An 18,218-nucleotide genomic window follows, 5' to 3' on the forward strand; every position below is an offset into this window, starting at 1 on the left:
AATACGGAGGGAGAAAAGCATGAAGAAAACAATTATTTTTACAATCACATTACTTGCAATTTGCATCACTGGCTGCGGAAAGAAGTATGATGAGAGTCCGCTGAGTCTTGCAGAAGGGTACAATGCAATAATCAGTGAGGCAAAGGCTGATGGCAGGGAAGAGGAAATTTATGAAATGCAAAATGCCATACAGTCTGAGTATGAGGCAGACATGAAGAAGAGAGCGGAAGAGGAAGCAGAGGTTGAAGCGCAGAAACAGGATCCTCACCCAGAGTGGCTTGTCGATACGACTGAAGTCCATATTGGAACAATTGAAGAAAATGGAATTGGGTACGGAGTTGTGGCACCGGTACCTAGGAAACTCATTGAATACAGAGAAAATCTTCTAAAAGGTGTTGGTCGTGAAATATATAGTGAGGATGTCCTTCCGGGATATAAGAGCTTTGCAAACCTTGATGGAGCTAATATAAATTCAAATGGGGTACACTCTATCAATGTAAAATCTGAGCATGATGGTTATTTTGATCATCATAATGAGAGTGGAAGAGCAGTTAAGGATTTTGCCGATGATGATGTGTTTGGGATTTTTTCGGAAACTGATCATGTAGACAGGGCAAAATCAACCGTCATACGAAAGGACGGATTTATTTATGTATTTCAACGTGAAGATGCTGTTGTTGATGAAAAGTATGGTGTATCAAAGACATTAAAATTTTACATAATACTTCCCGGAGATGAAACGGATACATATTATGTTCATGCAATTGGTGGAAGAGTATCAATAAACACGCTATATGATGTTAAAGATGCTGCGGATTATGCAGAGGAGTATGTTCAGCTTTTCCAGAAAGAACTTAAGATTGTAGAAGGTGCAGATGTCGAGGCAGCGAAAAACTTACGATAAATTTGAAGTGAAAAACAAGGTTGCTAGATACCTATAAAACTATGTTGTGATATAATTAACAGGTTGTATGAGGACAGAACATAAGAAAAATGTTCAAGAAATTCGCTTTTTGCGGATGCCTGGAATTAAAAAGAAAAGAGGGAAATGAAGATGAAGAAAAGTGGTTTACTAAAAAAAGCGGGAGCATTGCTTCTGGCAATGTCTATGACAGTTGCATCTTTTAGCACATTTGCTCCTGAGACAAAACTTACGGCTAAGGCAGCAGGTGAAACACAGGATACTGCAACTATACTAACGCCTAATTCGGAATCGACAGCATGGACACCACTTGTTGATGAAGGAACACACTTCTACAAAGTGGTTTTGACCGAAGATGGGGAGTTTACATTAAATGCTACATTTAAGAATTGTTATGGCGTGAGCGCATTTCTTCGTAAAGAGAAGAACACGGATATCTTGTGTCATGTACAAACTATTTTCGGGACAGAAGAAGAAGCTCCTGTGACAGAATCCGATAAACGTGTTTTATCAGCGGGAACTTACTACATTGAAGTTACTGGAAAGGGTGTCAGAAATAAAGATAAGGGCAATGGTTACCAGAATTATAAGATACAAATAGGCTTTAATGGTTTTGGAGTATCTGAAACAAATGAAGATAGTTATGATAATCCGAAGGAATATGTTATTAACTCAGTAGTTACAGATTCCGGTACAAGTACAGATCAGGTAGATTGGTATAGATTTAGTATTGATAAGGAAGGGAAATACACATTTAATATTACAATTTATGGAACCTATGAGACATCTCAATTTGAAGCAAAAATCTATAATTCCGATCTTACTGAAGAAAAGTTATCACTAAAAGGTGGAAATCACGATGAGTCAGGTGTTAATCGAACAGGAGAATTATACCTTGTGCCTGGTGTGTATTATATAAAAATAAATGCTAAAGACACAAAATACTCTTTTTCTGTAAAGGGATCTACTATCGAAGCGAGTAAAGTAACCAAAGTGAAATCTTCAAAGAAGAAAAAGGCAGATGTTACCTTTAAGAAAACTACAGGTGTTAGCGGCTATCAGATCCAGTACTCAACAGACAAAAAATTCAACAAGAAAGTTAAAACAAAAACATTCAAGGCTGAAAAGACTGAAAGTGCAGGAAATACCAAAAGGAAGGTTACAATAAGCAAGCTTAAGAGACATAAGAAGTATTACTTCAGAGTAAGAACTTATGTTGAAAATAACAATGCCAGATTCTATTCAGATTGGTCAAAGGCAAAGAGTGCAAAAATAAAGTAAATGAAATAAACTATCAAAATCCGGAAATCTCGTAGGTTTCCGGATTTTTTATGCAACAATCTCATCCAATCACAATTATATATAAAATTAGATAACGAATTTTAGGATAAATTATTACCATATATCAGATGTTTTGTGGTACAATGGAAAAGTTGTATGACATTTTAAAGAAAAGAGGGAAAAGAGGATGAAAAAAGAAAAATTACTAAGACAGATTGGAGGAGCGCTGCTGGCATTAACTATGGTAGTTAGCCCAATCGGTGCATTTGGTTCGGAAACCGGAATTGTTGCCGAAGCTGCAGGAGGAAAATCTTTTGACACAGCTATAGAGATACCGGCTAACATGGATTGGGGTGACTGGAATGAAATAGGCGTTGCCAGTCAGGATTTTTATAAAGTTATACTGCCTACAGATGGTAAGTTCAAGATTTGTCTTATGATAAAAAATACCAGCCATATGGAGGTTGATGTTTTTAACAGCTCTGATACTGAAAAAAGAGTAATGAATACAGGACAGCCTAATGTTGATGATTCACCTTGGACAGGAACAGATACAAAAGAGCTCTCAGCAGGCACATATTATATCAGAGTAAAGAGTGAAAGCCGCCGTGATAGTAGTAAAAATCAGAGCTACAAATTAAAAACAGTGTTTGAGAATTTTGCTGCACCGGTGAGCGGAAAAGTAACTAAGGTAAAATCGACAGCGAAGAAAAAGGCAGAGGTTACTTTTAAGGAAGTCACAGGCGTAAACGGTTATGAAATCCAGTACTCTACCAGTAAGAAATTTGCAAAAAATGTAAGAACAAAATCATTCGAGGTTGGACAGACAAGAATTGCAGGAAACAATAAAAGAAAGGTTACAATAGGTAAGCTTAAGAGGCATAAGAAGTATTATTTCAGAATCAGAACATATGCTGAGCACAATAATACCAGGTATTATTCAGATTGGTCTAAGGCAAAAAGTGCAAAAATAAAATAAATGGAATAATCAGTATGAAAGGACAGTTGTAGAGAGATCTGCAGCTGTCTTTTTCTATTTCAGAGGAAGATTGGCTGAAGATTGTCAGTTTAATGTGTTATAATTTTATTAGTTGTTCCTTATTTTCATGAGGAAATAATAATAATGTGACAATTAACAATAAAAGGAGGATGTGTCATGGCACGTAAGGTAGTTTTAGCAGGTGCATGCAGAACAGCAATCGGTGTTATGGGAGGAGCGTTAAAGGATATTTCTGCTCCCGATCTTGGAACAATTGTTATTAAGGAAGCTTTAAAGCGTTCAGGTGTTAAGCCTGAGCAGGTTGATGAAGTATATATGGGCTGCGTAATTCAGGCTGGTACAGGTCAGAACGTAGCACGTCAGGCAGCAGTTAATGCAGGAATTCCGGTTGAGGTTCCGGCTACAACAATTAACGTTCTATGCGGATCAGGTCTTCATTGTGTAAACCTTGCAGCAAAGCTTATTTCCATGGGGGATGCTGATATTATCGTAGCAGGCGGTACTGAGAATATGTCAAGAGCTCCTTATGCTCTTCAGAACGCAAGATTTGGTTATCGTATGAACAATGGCGAACTCATCGATACTATGATAAAGGATGCTCTTACAGATGCATTCGGCGGATTCCACATGGGTATCACAGCAGAGAATATCTGTGAGCAGTGGGGCCTTACAAGAGAAGAGCTTGACGAGTTTGCAGCAAACAGTCAGCAGAAGTGCGAGAAGGCTCAGGCAAACGGCGTATTTGATGAGGAAATCGTTCCGGTAGAGATTAAGACCAAGAAGGGCACAGTTATTTTTGATAAGGATGAAGGACCCAGAGCAGGTGTAACAAAGGAAAACATCTCAAAGCTCCGCCCTGCATTTAAGAAGGATGGAATGGTAACAGCTGCAAATTCTTCAGGTATCAATGACGGTGCCGCAGCTATTGTTGTTATGAGTGAAGAGAAAGCCAAGGAACTTGGCATTAAACCTATGGCTACATGGATTGCAGGTGAGCTTGCAGGTGTTGAGCCCCGTATCATGGGTATTGGTCCTGTTGCAGCTACCAAGAAGACAATGGCTAAGGCCGGATATCAGATTTCTGATTTTGACCTCATTGAAGCTAACGAAGCATTCGCAGCTCAGTCTGTAGCAGTAGGAAAAGAGCTTGGATTTGACTTAAATAAGCTCAATGTAAACGGTGGTGCGATTGCCCTTGGACATCCTGTAGGATGCTCAGGCTGCCGTATTCTTGTAACTCTCCTTTATGAGATGCAAAGACGCGATGCCAAGAAGGGACTTGCTACTCTCTGCGTTGGTGGCGGAATGGGTGCCGCAGCTATCGTAGAAAGATAAAACACTTAGCGAGGTATTATCGAGCTTAGTGTTTTACTTGTTCGATCGAACGGAGTGAGAGTCGAACTACCATAATCATACTTAGCGAGGTATTATCGAGCTTTTTAATCACATTTTAAGAGGTATTTGGACTTATATGAACGTTAACCTTGGAAAAGGCTTTGGTCCACTTGATTTTGATGAAAACGGAAAAATGTTCTCCATTTTTCCTGAAGACTTGCCTTATATTGATGATGACTTTGACGGTGATGGAGCGGATTTTACAGTATATGTGGACGCTGAACTTGTTGAAGATGTCTGCAATGCAGGGCTTGATTTTGATGAATTTCTCAGGGCAGATGAGGACGAACGCCGGGATATGCTAAAGGCAGCAGGACTTGATCCTGATGTGTATGACCTTGACTTTGACAGAGACGTCAGAGATCGTCTGGAGGCGGAAGGATACTTGGATTCTGAATATGATTATGAAGATCTTGATGGCGAAGATGATGAGTATGACTTTGATGAAGAAGATCTTGATGATGAAGATGATGAGGACTATGACGAAGACGATGAAGATGGAGTCTACGACGAGGACTTTGACGAAGACGATGAGGACGGAGACTACGGCGAGGGCTTTGATGATGATGACTTCGAAGATGGCGATGACTTCGACGGAGATGACTATGATGGCTTTGGCGGAAATGGCAAAAGTCCGGGAAATGGCACCGGCGGAGACGAATTTTTCGGAAACCTCAGATAGTTGATTTTGAATCTATTTGAGCAAAGCGTAGTGATAAAAATGGTAACCTCTAAGTCAGGGGTTACCATTTTTTTAGAACTGCTTATTTTATTTTGACATTAGCGGTACAGTATTTTTCTCTAGTGGCATCAGAGGCTACAGAAATACAAACGTAAAGGACTTCACCTTCATCTAAGTGTATCTTACCTGTTCTTTTCGGCTTGTAAATTGATGGCCTGGATTTATTGGAACTAACATAAAGCGACCATTCTCCGGTTCCGTTGTCAGCATGTTCTATACATTCTGTTTTTGAATTTGGCTTATTAAAAGTGAAGGAACCGAAAGGACGGGCGCTTTTATTGTTCTTCAGGTACATTTTTAAATCGCTGACAGTTACACGGTATGTATTTGTTTTGGGCGCAACGAATTTTAAATAACATTCTGTCATTCCGTACCCACGTCTGGTTTTAACTTTAACTTTGTAGCTGCCCTTTTTTACAGTAGTAGCTATACTATCCACATAGTCTATTCTGGATGTATAGTTGTCCAAATGTTTTACTTTTAGTGTCTTGACCTTTTTAGCTTCAACGTTTAAAGGGGCACAAAAGGAAAGTGCCATGCAGAAGGCTAATGTAAGCCCCAAAGCTTTAGATGCTAAGCTTCGTAATTTGTTTCTTTTTTTCATTATAATTCCCTCCAAATTGAACTTTTTCTCAAAGCATTATATATTACATATGTATTACAAGGCAAGGATTTTCCTGGAATTTGAGGCTTTTTGAAAAGGTGGAAGAAGAGTGAAAAATAAGAAGTGGATAAAGAGAAGTGTAATTTTTTTGTTTATAGTGATCGTGATATCTGCATGGTATGAAAGACCAGTTACGGAGCATATTTCCATAAGCAGTGAAGGGAAAATCAGTAAGCCGGTAAAGTTTGCCCTGATTACAGATCTTCATTCAGGGTATTACGGCGAAAATCAGGCAGATTTGATTTACAGGATTGATAAAGAAAACGTGGATGCGATTCTTTTATCCGGTGATATTTTTGATGATAGATTAAGTATGGACAATGCTGAAATTTTCTGTAAGCAGATTGCAGAGGCATATCATTGCTATTATGTTACGGGTAATCATGAGCTTTGGAGCGGTAAAGAAGCAGAGATTAAAGAAAAACTCAGGGCTTATGGCGTAGTTGTGCTTGAAGGTAATTCGGAAACCATTTCTCTAAATGGAAATAATATTGATATCGGTGGAGTTGACGATCCAACCATTATGCCAGCTGAAGAATGGGAAAGACAAATACGGGAAGCAGAAAATGAGACCAATCCGGAGAATTTTAAAATACTTTTATCACACAGACCTGAGAGAGTAGACACTTATAAGCAACACAGCTTTGACCTTGTGGTATGCGGACATGCTCACGGTGGTCAGTGGAAAATACCGTTTACTCAGACTGGATTTGTAGCACCGAATCAGGGGCTCTTTCCGCGTTACGTGGATGGTCTCTATGAGCTGGATAATGGTACCAAGATGGTTGTTAGCCGGGGACTTGCTCGCGAGAGAATGCCATATCCGAGGTTCTTTAATCATCCGGAAGTTGTGGTAATAACTATAGATTATTGAATTTTCTCAGAAATTCAATAATCGTACTGGACCAGGTCCTCGCAAAGCGAGTGGCGTATCCTGCGGAACGCAGGATTCCTGAACGCATTTTGGCTTTTTTTAATTGTTTACAGTCGGAATGAATTAAAATGTTGAAACACCCCATGCCATAAGCCAATGCTTATGGCTTTTTTAATTGTTTGCAGTCGGAATGAATTAGAATGCTGGGACAATTCCCGCAATCCAGGTGATTTCAGCTGAGACAACTCCTGTAAGCCAGGTGATTTCAACTGAGACAACTCCTGCAATCCAGGTGATTTCATACGAGAAGAGAAAAAATATCAAAAAGGATGAATGCAAAGAGCAATGATTTCATACTATATCATAAATAATTACAGAAAGGATGAAATGATTCTGTAGGGATTTCATCTTTTTTTGTAATATAGTGTGAATGGTATGAAAATGTGCTGGGGCTTAATCATTCACAAGACATTAGGATTCATCTTATTAAGGAAAAACTGCAAATGTGGATGAATCGCGGCCCTAAGGTGTTCATCCATTTATAACCAAAATGGTAGAAAGTATGAAAATAAGGAAAATATTGTTCATCCATTTGCCCAAGAGTAGCCAAAAGAGATGAATCATTAAAAATCCATCCCCAAAAGTGAACCTGATGATAAATGGAGTATGCAGCGAATAATAAGGCATATACAGCATTAAATTGCTATTATGAATAAAAAATAAAAAAATAATAAAAAACACTTGCACATGTTGTTAGCCTATGCTAATATAACTGTGTTAGCAAAAGCTAACGTAATATGACATACATAGTCATAAGAAATCTCCTACCTGAAAAACCCTCGTCTTGCCAACGAGGGTTTTCTTTAGTAGAGCACTTAGCGAGGTACTATCGAGTTTAGTGTAGCAGAAGTTTCCTTAAAAAGGCACTTAGCGAGGTACTGTCGAGTTTAGTGTAGCAGAAGTTTCCTTAAAAAGGCACTTAGCGAGGTGCTGTCGAGTTTAGTGTAGCAGAAGTTTCCTTAAAAAGGCACTTAACGAGGTATTGTCGAGTTTAGTGTAATTCATACTCCTTCATAATTCCTCTTACTGCATATTCAAGTTCAGGAAGGAGTTCATCAATAGGCTGTGGTTGTTTATAGATAATAGAGCTGTAACCTGCTGAGCTGACCATTTCAACAATTATGAACATCATGAGCTCCGGATTGCGGTACTTGACCTCGGAGGATTCAAACATCTCAGTTATGATCTGCATAAAGTTGGTTTCAGAGTCATCGGTGTTGGAGGTCATGGCTTCTTTGAACAGAGCCCAGCTGAGATCCTTATAGATAAGAGACAGCAGCATATGATTGTTAGATAGCTCGATGAGGATGTGTTTCATCATAAAGATGATCTTATCCTCTACAGTATGGAGATCTTCTTTAAGAAGCTCTTCATAAGCTATACCAAAGAGCTGGTTAGACTTTCGGGCAATCAAACGATTCCTTATATCATATTTGTCTTTGAAATACAGATAAAAGGTTCCCTTGGCTACTCCGGCTTTTTTTACAATATCGGAGATTGAAGTCTGATTGATACCTTTGGAAGTAAATAACTCAAAGGAGGTATTTAGCAAAGAATCAAATTTTAATTTTTTATTTTCATCCCATTTTCCCATAACTACATCCTATAAAAATGTTTACTTATATGCAAGCATTCGCCTTGCAATTATATTTTTAAACTTTCCCATCTTTTTGAGAAAAGGCTCGAAAATGCCAGGGCATTTCCTCGCTTTGGCTATTCGCCAAATTTAAAAATATAAAACCACAAGCTCGGATGCAAGCATCCGTCTTGCGTTTTTAAATTTTTAGCTTTTCAAAAAATTATTACTTTTGAGAAAAGGCTCGAAAATGCCAGGGCATTTCCTCGCTTTGGCTATTCGCCAAATTTAAAAATATAAAACCACAAGCCCGGATGCAAGCATCCGTCTTGCGTTTTTATATTTTTAAACTTTTCTCAAAAAGAAATATTGACCATCGGTCATTTTTGGAGTATAACATAAAGTGTAAAAAATGACCAGCGGTCATTAAATATTTTTTTATGCGAGGATAATGTTATGAAATTTTTGTCTAAGGCAATAGTAAAATCGAGGTTCATAATACTGATTGCCAGCATCGCACTGATGATACCGTGCGTTGCGGGGATGGCAGCGACGAGAGTTAATTACGATATTCTTTCATACCTGCCCGGTGAAATTGAGACCATGAAGGGGCAGGACATCCTGATGGATCAGTTTGGAACCGGAGCGTATTCGCTTTTTGTAGTAGAGGGGATGGCTGATAAGGATATCGCCGATCTGAAGGCTAAGATAGAGACAGTTGACCATGTTAAGAAGGTCCTCTGGTACGATACCTTCATGGATTACACAATCCCTAAGGAAATGCTTCCCGATGAGCTTACTGAAGCTCTTGGAACAGGGGATGCTCAGATGATGTTCATAATTTTTGATGACACGACTTCAGGTGACGGCACAATGGATGCCATAACACAAATCAGGAAGATAGCTGATGAAAAATGCTTCCTGTCAGGTATGGCAGCGATCGTACTTGATACCAAGAATCTTACAGAGAAGGAAACACCTATATATGTAGGCATGGCGGTTCTTCTGGCTGTGATAGTTTTATCACTTACAATGGACTCCTACCTTATACCGTTCTTCTTCCTGGCGAGTATCGGTATAGCAATCATGTTTAACATGGGAACGAACATCTTCCTTGGAGAGATATCCTTCCTTACTAAGTCACTAAGTGCTGTACTTCAGCTGGGGGTTACACTGGATTATTCGATTTTCCTGTGGCACAGCTATCAGGAGGAAATTGAGAAGGGTACTTCTGATAAGAAAGAAGCTATGGCAAATGCAATAACAGCGACATTCCAGTCTGTTATAGGTTCATCAATTACGACAATTGCAGGATTTGTAGCTCTTTGCTTTATGAGCTTCACAATCGGACTTGATCTTGGAATAGTTATGGCGAAGGGTGTTATCTTCGGCGTTATAGCCTGTGTAACAGTACTTCCTTCCATGATCCTTATCTTTGATAATGTTATAGAAAAAACAAAGCATAAACCTGTTGTTCAGGAATTTGTAAGATCTCCCAGATGGATTTCAAAGCATGCGATAGTGTTCGGAGCGATTTTTATTTGCCTCCTTCCGCCTGCAATATGGGGATATAAGCATGCAGCAGTTTACTACGATTTGTCTGAGACATTGCCGGATAAGCTTCCCAGCAGACAAGCTATGATAGAGCTGGATAAACATTTTGAGACAAATACAACCTACATGATACTTGCAGATGCAAATCTTGATACGGCTACAATGCAGGAAATGGTAGGCGAACTAAAGAAGGTAGACGGAGTTGACGGTGTATTGGGAGTTGAAGCTTTGGTAGGCCCGAGACTTCCCAAGGATATGATACCTGAGAAACTTCGCGAAGAGCTTTCAAGCGATGAGTACCAGATGCTGATGCTTACAAGTGAATATAAAACGGCATCAGATGAAGTAAATGCACAGATCGATTCCATCAATTCAATAGTGAAAAAGTACAGCCCCACAGCGATGGTCGTTGGCGAGGCGCCTTGTACAAAGGATCTTATAACAATTACAGATAAGGACTTTAAGACAGTAAGCGTCGTATCTATCGGATGCGTGTTCCTTATCATTGCGATGGTAATGAAATCAATATCACTTCCTTTCATACTGGTAGCTGTTATAGAATTTGCGATTTTTATAAATATGGGAATCCCGGGATTTACCGGAACTGTAATTCCTTTCATATCTTCTGTTGTTATAGGAACAATTCAGCTTGGTGCGACTGTTGACTATGCAATTCTTATGACAACACGTTACTGCAAGGAGAGAAAAGAAGGTCAGAGCAAAAAGCAGGCAACCAGAATTGCACTTTCAACTAGTATGAAATCAGTAATTGTAAGTGCATTAAGCTTCTTTGCAGCAACCTTCGGTGTAGGGCTTGTTTCCAGTGTTGATATGATTGGATCGCTTTGCTTCCTTATGGCAAGAGGCGCTCTTATCAGTATGGTGGTTGTTATACTGGTACTTCCTTCCATGTATATGATCTTCGATGGACTGATCATCAGGACTACGTGGGGAATGGGTGACTGCCTGAGAATGGATAAAGAGAGAAAAAGCACAAAGGTAGGCGCAATTAAGCATGCTATCTGAGGAAAAAGCTGAACAACAATTTTTATAAAAAACTTTTTTCAATATAAAGAGTCGGAACAAAAATATATCTGATAATTCCAATCAGAAAATATCAGAGAAAAGAGGATTAGATATGTATAAGAAGAATTTAATCAAAGCTACATCAGTTTTCACAGCATTTGCACTTGCATGCTCAACCATGACAGGATGTGGACTTTTCAATAAAAATGAGGAAACAGCACAGGCTCAGGACATCACAGAGGAAAATCCGGAGGCAGAGTCACTTGTAGAAACAATGACGCAGACAGCTTTCACAGGAAATAAGGAAAACTCAGACAGCGGAAAAGAAGAGACAGTTTATGTTATGACCGATGCTAATGGCGCTGTTGATGAAGTCGTTGTTAGTAACTGGCTTAAAAATGCTAAAGGAGATAAGACTCTTACAGATAAGACAAACTTAAAAGATATCGTCAATGTAAAGGGCGAGGAATCCTATAAGGACAATGGCGACGGAACAGTAACGTGGGATGCTGAGGGTTCGGATATTTATTATCAGGGAACTCCTACGGAAGAGGTTCCGGTTGGTGTAAAGGTTACCTATGAGCTTGATGGCAAGCAGATGAAGGCAGAGGATATTGCAGGTAAGAGCGGCAATGTGAAGATCAGATTCGACTATACGAACACTCTGAAAAAAGAAGTCGATGTGGATGGTGAAAAGGAAGACGTTGAAGTGCCTTTCACAATGATCTCCGGAACAATGCTTGATAGTGAAAAGTTTGCAAATGTACATGTTTCAAACGGTAAGGTAATATCAGATGCCAATAACTATGTTGTAGTCGGTGTTGCACTTCCCGGCCTTAAGGAGTCACTTGATATTGATGAAGAGAAGCTTGATGAAAAGCTGGCAGAGAACAATATCGATAGAGAAGATATAGAGATTCCTGATTATGTGGAAATCACAGCAGATGTGCAGGATTTCGAGCTTCCAATGACAATTTCCATGGCAAGTGCCAACACAGTTTCAGATCTTGGCCTAAACAAGATTTATGATTCAGATAAGCTTGATGATGTAAACGATGATATGGACAAGCTTGGAGATGCTTCAACACAGCTGCGTGATGGCTCAGATGAGCTTGCTGATGGAACCCAGCAGTTTGAGGACGGGACAAAAGAGCTCTACGACGGAACTACAGAGCTTAAGGATGGAACTAAAGAGCTTAAGAATGGAACAAAAGAGCTAAAGAATGGCACAGGTGAACTTAAGGATGGTGCTTCTCAGTTAAAGGACGGCTCAGGACAGCTTAAGGATGGTACAGGCGAACTTGATAACGGAGCAGGTCAGCTCAAAGATGGTGCCACAACACTCAGCACAGGAATAGGAACTTATACAGACGGTGTGGGTCAGATTGCAAAGGGTGCAAAGACACTTGATGATGGTGTCGGTAAGCTTAAGAGTGGAGCAACTACTCTTGCAGGAGGAATCAGTTCTGCAAAAGACGGAGCAAAGAGCGTATCTGAAGGTGCAGCACAGCTCAGTACCGGAATCAACACTGCAACCAATACAGTTAAGCAGCAGATGGACGCAGTAAAATCTGCATCAGATACTTTCTATAAAGAGTTCGCAGCAGTTATCAATTATGCTGCTGCTAGTGCCGGACAGAGCAATGTAAAGGGCGCAGCTTTAAACAGCTCTGCATCAGCTGCCGATACTGCAACTTTAAATGCATTATTGAACAAGGCATCAGAAAAACTGGCAGGCCTTTATACAATGGATACCGTAAGCGGCCTTGAGGTTGTATCAGTTGATACTCCTATGATCGTTGAAAACAATACGTCAGCTGATGAATCTGATAAGGATTCTAAAGAAAACAATGCTAATGACAATGCAGCAGAGGAGCAGACTCCTTCCGGAGATGACACTTCAGCTGATGAGAACACACCTCAGGAGGAAAGTAGTCCAACAGCTGATGATTCCTCAGAACAGGACAGCACTCCTTCAGAGAACCAGAATAATGAGCAGCCGCAGCAGAGTGAAGAGGCACCTGCAGAGGATGGCGCTTCTGAAAGCGAAGAAGCTCCGCAGAATGATGATGAGGTAACTCCCTCAGAAAATCAGGATTCTCAAACTGAACAGACCACTACAGATGATGAGCAGCAGACACCCGAAGCAGAACAGACTCCTGATAGTGAGGAAGCTGTTACACTTGGTGCAGATACAGAGGCTTCTGTAGATGGAAACTTTGAAGATTATGCAAAAGACGGAGACTGGGCTTACATAGAGAAAAATACAGGTATATCTCATGCCCAGTGGACACAGATGTACAACGCAGCCAAGGCATCCATAGACAGCCAGGCAGATCAGAATAAATTTGCTGAAAGTCTTAAGTCACTGTGCGACCAGATTAAGGATGAGATGAATGCCGGTGACAAAGAGGCAGGAAAGGCTCAGGCTGCTTACGAAGAAGCCTTGGGATTAAAAGCAAAGGCAGAAGGCGAAGTTGCAGAGGCTCAGCAGCTTGCAGGAAAGGCTAAGGAAGCAGGAGCAGCAGCCCAGGCAGCAATGGAGGCTAATGATATGGAAACCGCCGCTTCCAAGAAAGCAGAGGCATTGCAGCTTGCAGCCCAGGCCCAGGCTAAAGGAGCAGCAGCCCAGGCAGATGGAGCTAATGCTCAGGCAAAAGGAAATGAAGCTCAGCAGGAAAAGGCTTCAGCTGTAGAACACTACACAAAGGCTGTAACAATGGTTGCTAATACACTTGTTCAGACTAAGAACGCAACACAGTATGCTACAACTATCTATATGACATACAGAACACTTGCCACATCAGCAGGTACACTTGATACTCTTTACAACGGAACAGGAAACGGAGGCTTAAAGGACATTCAGGCAGGCGCATCCAAGCTTGCTACCGGTGCTAACTCACTTTATGATGGCATGAAGAAGCTTGATAGTGGCAGCACAACACTTAAAGACGGAATAGTTACTTTAAAGGATGGTTCAGGAAAACTGTACAAGGGCGCAGATAAGCTCGAATCTAACAGTGGTGCGCTTAAGAACGGCGGAAATAAGCTTGTGGAAGGTGCAGCAAAGCTTGCTGAAGGAACAGGTAAGCTCAAGGATGGCGCAGGCAAACTTGATGATGGTGTTGGCAAGCTCTATGACGGAACAACCAAGCTGGATGAAGGCGCAGGCAAACTTGATGATGGTGCAGGTAAACTCGATGACGGTGCAGGCAAACTCAAGGATGGTGCAGGCAAACTCAAGGACGGTGCTGTAGAACTTAATGACGGAGCAAGAAAGCTTGCAGATGGCATGGTAGAGTTCGATGAGGACGGAATACAGAAAATCACAGGAATTGTTGATGACGATCTTCTCTCAGTAACTGACAGACTTAAGGCTGTTGATGAAGCATCACAGAGCTACACATCATTCTCAGGTGCAAACGAAGATGAACCCAGCTCAGTACAGTTCATCATTCGCACAGCTCCTGTAAAAGCTGATTGATCAATACAAAACAACTAAAACAACAAATTAGCATTATTTGAGCAGTATACATTCGTATGTGAAGAGTATACTGCTCTTTTTATTTGTATAATTTGGGGTGGCTGATAGATAACCAAACGAGACACTAAAGCCAGGAAAGGAGTTTTTTACCATGGAAGATTTAACGACATTTCATGAAAATCCGATAATAAAATCAATTTATACAGCAGACCCGGCACCTATGGTTTACGGGGATACCCTGTATCTTTACACCACTCATGATGAAGATGAGCTTGTAAATGATTTTTATACAATGAAGGACTGGAGATGCTTTTCAACAAAGGACATGGTGAACTGGGAGGATCATGGAGCAATTTTCTCACTTGATGATATCGACTGGGCAGATGACAGAGCCTGGGCTCCTCAGGCAGTAGAGAGAAACGGTAAGTTTTATCTGTATTGCCCTGTTCACAAGACAGATGGCGGAATGGCAATAGCTGTAGGAATTTCAGACAATCCGGCAGGCCCCTTTACAGACCTTGGATATCCCCTTGTCGATGAAGGGGATTGGAATGACATAGATCCTACAGTTTTCATTGATGATGATGGGCAGGCATATCTGTATTTTGGCAATCCGGAGCTTAGATATGTGCTCCTTAATGAGGACATGATCTCCTACAATAAGGAAGTTGGAGTTGTGAAAATACCCATGACAGAGGAAGCCTTTGCAAAAGGAAGCCATGACACAGGCACCTCCTATGGCGAGGGCCCCTGGTTCTATAAAAAGAATGACCTCTACTACATGGTTTATGCGGCATTTGGTGTTGGCAAACAGAATGAGCATCTGGCATATTCCACATCTGCTTCACCGACAGGCCCCTGGAAATATGGCGGAGTTCTTATGACTGAGGACGGCGGAGTATTTACTAATCATCCGGGAATTGCTGATTTCAAGGGACATTCATATCTCTTCTATCACACGGGAGATCTGCCGGGAGGAAGTCTTTTCCACAGAAGTGTATGCGTGGCAGAATTTAAGTACAACGAGGATGGCTCTATAGATACCATTGATAAGTGTGAAGGTGTGAATAGGGTGCAATGATATAAACAATATAAGCCTATTTCAGAGAAGTTCTGAAATAGGCTTATTAATTATATTTATTCGCATGCATCCATAGCAAGCTTGATTGAACCCATGATACCCTGATCATCATTGAGGCTTGCAGGAACGATGTACTCATCGAGATGATCCATCTCTTCTGTAACAATATATCCGTTTAAGAGTTCCTTGAACTTAGCTCTGATCATGGGGAAGAGCTGTTCCTGATGCATAACACCGCCGCCAAGGATGATCTTCTTGGGACTAAGGACCAGAGCATAGCTCATAAGTGCTGTGGCGATATACTCAGCCTCAATCTCCCATACTTCCTTCTTGTCTACAAGCTGATCAGCGCTTACGCCCCAGCGAGCTTTAAGAGAAGGACCTGCTGCAAGACCTTCAAGGCAGTTGTCATGATAAGGGCAAACGCTCTTGCCGGGATCTCCCTTTACAAGAGGAAGGCGAATGTGGCCAACTTCAGGGTGAAGCATACCGTGAAGAAGCTTGCCGTTTGACATTACTCCGCCGCCTACACCTGTACCGATAGTAAGGTAAAGTGCATCTGAAAGTCCCTTTGCACATCCCCAGGTAATCTCACCAAGGAGTGAGCCGTTAACGTCAGTATCAAAACCTATCGGAATGCCAAGTGCTTCTTTGGCTGCATTTACGATGTTGTAGCCTGACCAACCCTTTTTGGGAGTAGAAGTAATACTTCCATAGGTGGGTGAGTCTTTTCTCAAATCTATGGGCCCAAAGCATGCAATACCAAGTGCTTTAATATCTTTTCCCTTAAAATATTCGAAAATCTGTGGCATTGTGGTTTCAGGAGTTTCCGTAGGGAACTTTACCTGCTCCAGAATCTCACCATTTTCATTACCGATTGCGCAGACCATTTTTGTTCCGCCTGCTTCTAGTGCTCCATATAACATATTGTCCTCCAAATAGAAAATAATTTTTTGCTCTTATTCTACTGTAAAGCAAAAAAGAAAAAAATCAAGTAAAAAAAGTAACCGGTTATTTTAATGTAAAATAAAACCTTAAAAATCAATTAAAAAGTGATGAGGTAATTGGAATAATTCATTCAAATATTGTATTATATATGCACTATGGATTTATTTGAGTATGCGCGTGAAAAAAGCATGAAAAGTGAGTCGCCCCTTGCCGCAAGGATGCGTCCCAAAACTCTTGATGAGGTTGTGGGACAGCAGCACATTATTGGGAAGGACAAGCTCCTTTATCGTGCCATAAAGGCTGATAAGATCAGCTCGATAATATTATATGGACCGCCGGGAACAGGTAAGACAACTCTGGCTAAGGTCATCGCCAATACCACTAAGGCTGATTTTACGCAGCTTAATGCTACGGTTGCAGGTAAAAAGGATATGGAGGAAGTGGTATCCAAGGCGAAGCAGAATCTTGGTGGATATGGCAGAAAGACCATCCTTTTCATTGATGAGATACACAGGTTTAACAAGGGGCAGCAGGATTATCTGCTTCCGTTTGTTGAGGATGGCACGGTTATTCTTATCGGTGCCACTACTGAGAACCCTTATTTTGAGGTGAACGGGGCTCTTATTTCAAGATCTGTTATCTTTGAGTTGAAGCCGCTTTCAATTGATGATGTGAAGGTCCTGATGAGAAGGGCTATTACAGACACCGTAAACGGAATGGGCTCCTATGATGCGGTTTTGGAGCCCGATGCCGAGGAGTTTCTGGCTGATATTGCAGGGGGTGATGCAAGACATGCCCTCAATGCCATCGAACTTGGAGTCATGACTACTGACAGAAGTGAAGACGGCAAGATTCATATCACCAGAGAAGTTGCAGAGGAATGTATACAGAAACGTGTTGCCAGATATGATAAGGATGGTGACAACCACTATGACACGATTTCTGCATTTATAAAAAGTATGAGAGGCTCTGACCCTGATGCCGCAGTTTACTACCTTGCAAGGATGCTTAATGCGGGAGAGGATCCCAAGTTCATCGCCAGGAGAATGGTCATCTGTGCTTCTGAGGATGTGGGAAATGCTGATCCGCAGGCACTTCAGGTGGCTGTAGCTGCTTTCCTTGCTACAGAGAGGATAGGAATGCCTGAATGCCAGATCAATCTCTCTCAGGCGGCAAGCTATATTGCAACCGCACCAAAAAGTAACGCAGCGGTGGAGGCAATCTTTAACGCTATGGAAACAGTAAAAAATACAGGAAATCTACCGATTCCGACTCATCTGCAGGATGCACATTATAAGTCTGCAGCCAAACTGGGGCATGGAATCGGCTACAAATATGCCCATGATTATCCAAATAATTATGTGGAGCAACAGTATCTGCCTTATGAACTTAACGGGAAGGAATTTTATAGCCCTTCAGGAAACGGCTATGAAGTTAAGATCAAGGAACACATGAGGTTTCTTAAGGAGCAGGCCCGTAACAGTTCAGGTAATAACAAGCAGGAGGAAGAACAATAAAGTCTTTACCGGAAATAATCAGAGAATTTTTTGAATCTATAAAACATATATCACCAAAAACAATTAAGAGAATCAGCATTATCTGCAGTATAGT

Annotated in this window: 13 protein-coding genes; 10 read left to right on the forward strand and 3 right to left on the reverse strand. The window is 41.0% G+C overall.

The window, feature by feature from the left end:
• Positions 1-19 precede the first annotated feature (19 nt).
• The 5 genes from ACHCNF_RS14230 (at position 20) to ACHCNF_RS14250 (ending at position 5,280) form a co-directional block, all read left to right on the forward strand.
• Positions 20-904 carry a hypothetical protein gene (locus ACHCNF_RS14230; protein ID WP_026493312.1) on the forward strand — a complete coding sequence of 295 codons (885 nt, stop codon included), beginning with the start codon at positions 20-22 and terminating at the stop codon, positions 902-904.
• Positions 905-1,054: 150 nt separating this feature from the next.
• Entirely contained in the window at positions 1,055-2,203 is a 1,149-nt protein-coding gene (locus tag ACHCNF_RS14235) for a hypothetical protein (protein ID WP_408070408.1), read from the forward strand.
• 187 nt (positions 2,204-2,390) lie between these two features.
• Positions 2,391-3,182, forward strand: coding sequence for a fibronectin type III domain-containing protein (locus ACHCNF_RS14240; protein WP_408070409.1), 792 nt, complete (start codon positions 2,391-2,393; stop codon positions 3,180-3,182).
• A 177-nt stretch (positions 3,183-3,359) separates the two neighbouring features.
• Entirely contained in the window at positions 3,360-4,538 is a 1,179-nt protein-coding gene (locus ACHCNF_RS14245) for an acetyl-CoA C-acetyltransferase (RefSeq protein WP_408070410.1), read from the forward strand.
• A gap of 136 nt (positions 4,539-4,674) precedes the next feature.
• The gene (locus tag ACHCNF_RS14250) at positions 4,675-5,280 is read left to right on the forward strand and encodes a hypothetical protein (protein WP_408070411.1); all 606 of its coding nucleotides are present in this window, start codon (positions 4,675-4,677) and stop codon (positions 5,278-5,280) included.
• 82 nt (positions 5,281-5,362) lie between these two features.
• On the opposite strand, the gene ACHCNF_RS14255 is transcribed toward ACHCNF_RS14250, so the two are convergent.
• Positions 5,363-5,944: a hypothetical protein gene (locus tag ACHCNF_RS14255; RefSeq protein WP_408070412.1), complete on the reverse strand. Its 582-nt coding sequence runs from the start codon at positions 5,942-5,944 to the stop codon at positions 5,363-5,365.
• A gap of 109 nt (positions 5,945-6,053) precedes the next feature.
• On the opposite strand from ACHCNF_RS14255, the gene ACHCNF_RS14260 reads away from it, so the two are divergent.
• Positions 6,054-6,878, forward strand: coding sequence for a metallophosphoesterase (locus tag ACHCNF_RS14260; protein ID WP_408070413.1), 825 nt, complete (start codon positions 6,054-6,056; stop codon positions 6,876-6,878).
• 1,051 nt (positions 6,879-7,929) lie between these two features.
• Here the strand turns inward: ACHCNF_RS14260 and ACHCNF_RS14265 are convergent.
• Positions 7,930-8,532 (reverse strand): TetR/AcrR family transcriptional regulator, encoded by a 603-nt coding sequence (locus ACHCNF_RS14265; protein WP_408070414.1) that lies wholly within the window; start codon positions 8,530-8,532, stop codon positions 7,930-7,932.
• Positions 8,533-8,970: 438 nt separating this feature from the next.
• Between ACHCNF_RS14265 and ACHCNF_RS14270 the strand changes: the two genes are divergently transcribed.
• The 3 genes from ACHCNF_RS14270 (at position 8,971) to ACHCNF_RS14280 (ending at position 15,659) form a co-directional block, all read left to right on the forward strand.
• Positions 8,971-11,094, forward strand: a complete 2,124-nt coding sequence (locus ACHCNF_RS14270) for an efflux RND transporter permease subunit (protein WP_408070415.1) — start codon at positions 8,971-8,973, stop codon at positions 11,092-11,094.
• A gap of 112 nt (positions 11,095-11,206) precedes the next feature.
• Positions 11,207-14,578, forward strand: coding sequence for a hypothetical protein (locus ACHCNF_RS14275; protein WP_408070416.1), 3,372 nt, complete (start codon positions 11,207-11,209; stop codon positions 14,576-14,578).
• A 151-nt stretch (positions 14,579-14,729) separates the two neighbouring features.
• Positions 14,730-15,659: a glycoside hydrolase family 43 protein gene (locus tag ACHCNF_RS14280; protein ID WP_408070417.1), complete on the forward strand. Its 930-nt coding sequence runs from the start codon at positions 14,730-14,732 to the stop codon at positions 15,657-15,659.
• A 56-nt stretch (positions 15,660-15,715) separates the two neighbouring features.
• Here ACHCNF_RS14280 and ACHCNF_RS14285 read toward each other — a convergent pair whose 3' ends face one another.
• On the reverse strand, positions 15,716-16,585 hold the full coding sequence (locus ACHCNF_RS14285) for an ROK family protein (protein WP_408070418.1): 870 nt from the start codon (positions 16,583-16,585) through the stop codon (positions 15,716-15,718).
• A 177-nt stretch (positions 16,586-16,762) separates the two neighbouring features.
• Here ACHCNF_RS14285 and ACHCNF_RS14290 point away from each other — a divergent pair, with 177 nt between their 5' ends.
• Positions 16,763-18,124 (forward strand): replication-associated recombination protein A, encoded by a 1,362-nt coding sequence (locus tag ACHCNF_RS14290; protein WP_408070419.1) that lies wholly within the window; start codon positions 16,763-16,765, stop codon positions 18,122-18,124.
• The last annotated feature ends 94 nt before the right edge of the window (positions 18,125-18,218 follow it).

The organism is Butyrivibrio sp. NATIVEDY162, assembly GCF_045999815.1.
Classification (GTDB): domain Bacteria; phylum Bacillota; class Clostridia; order Lachnospirales; family Lachnospiraceae; genus Butyrivibrio.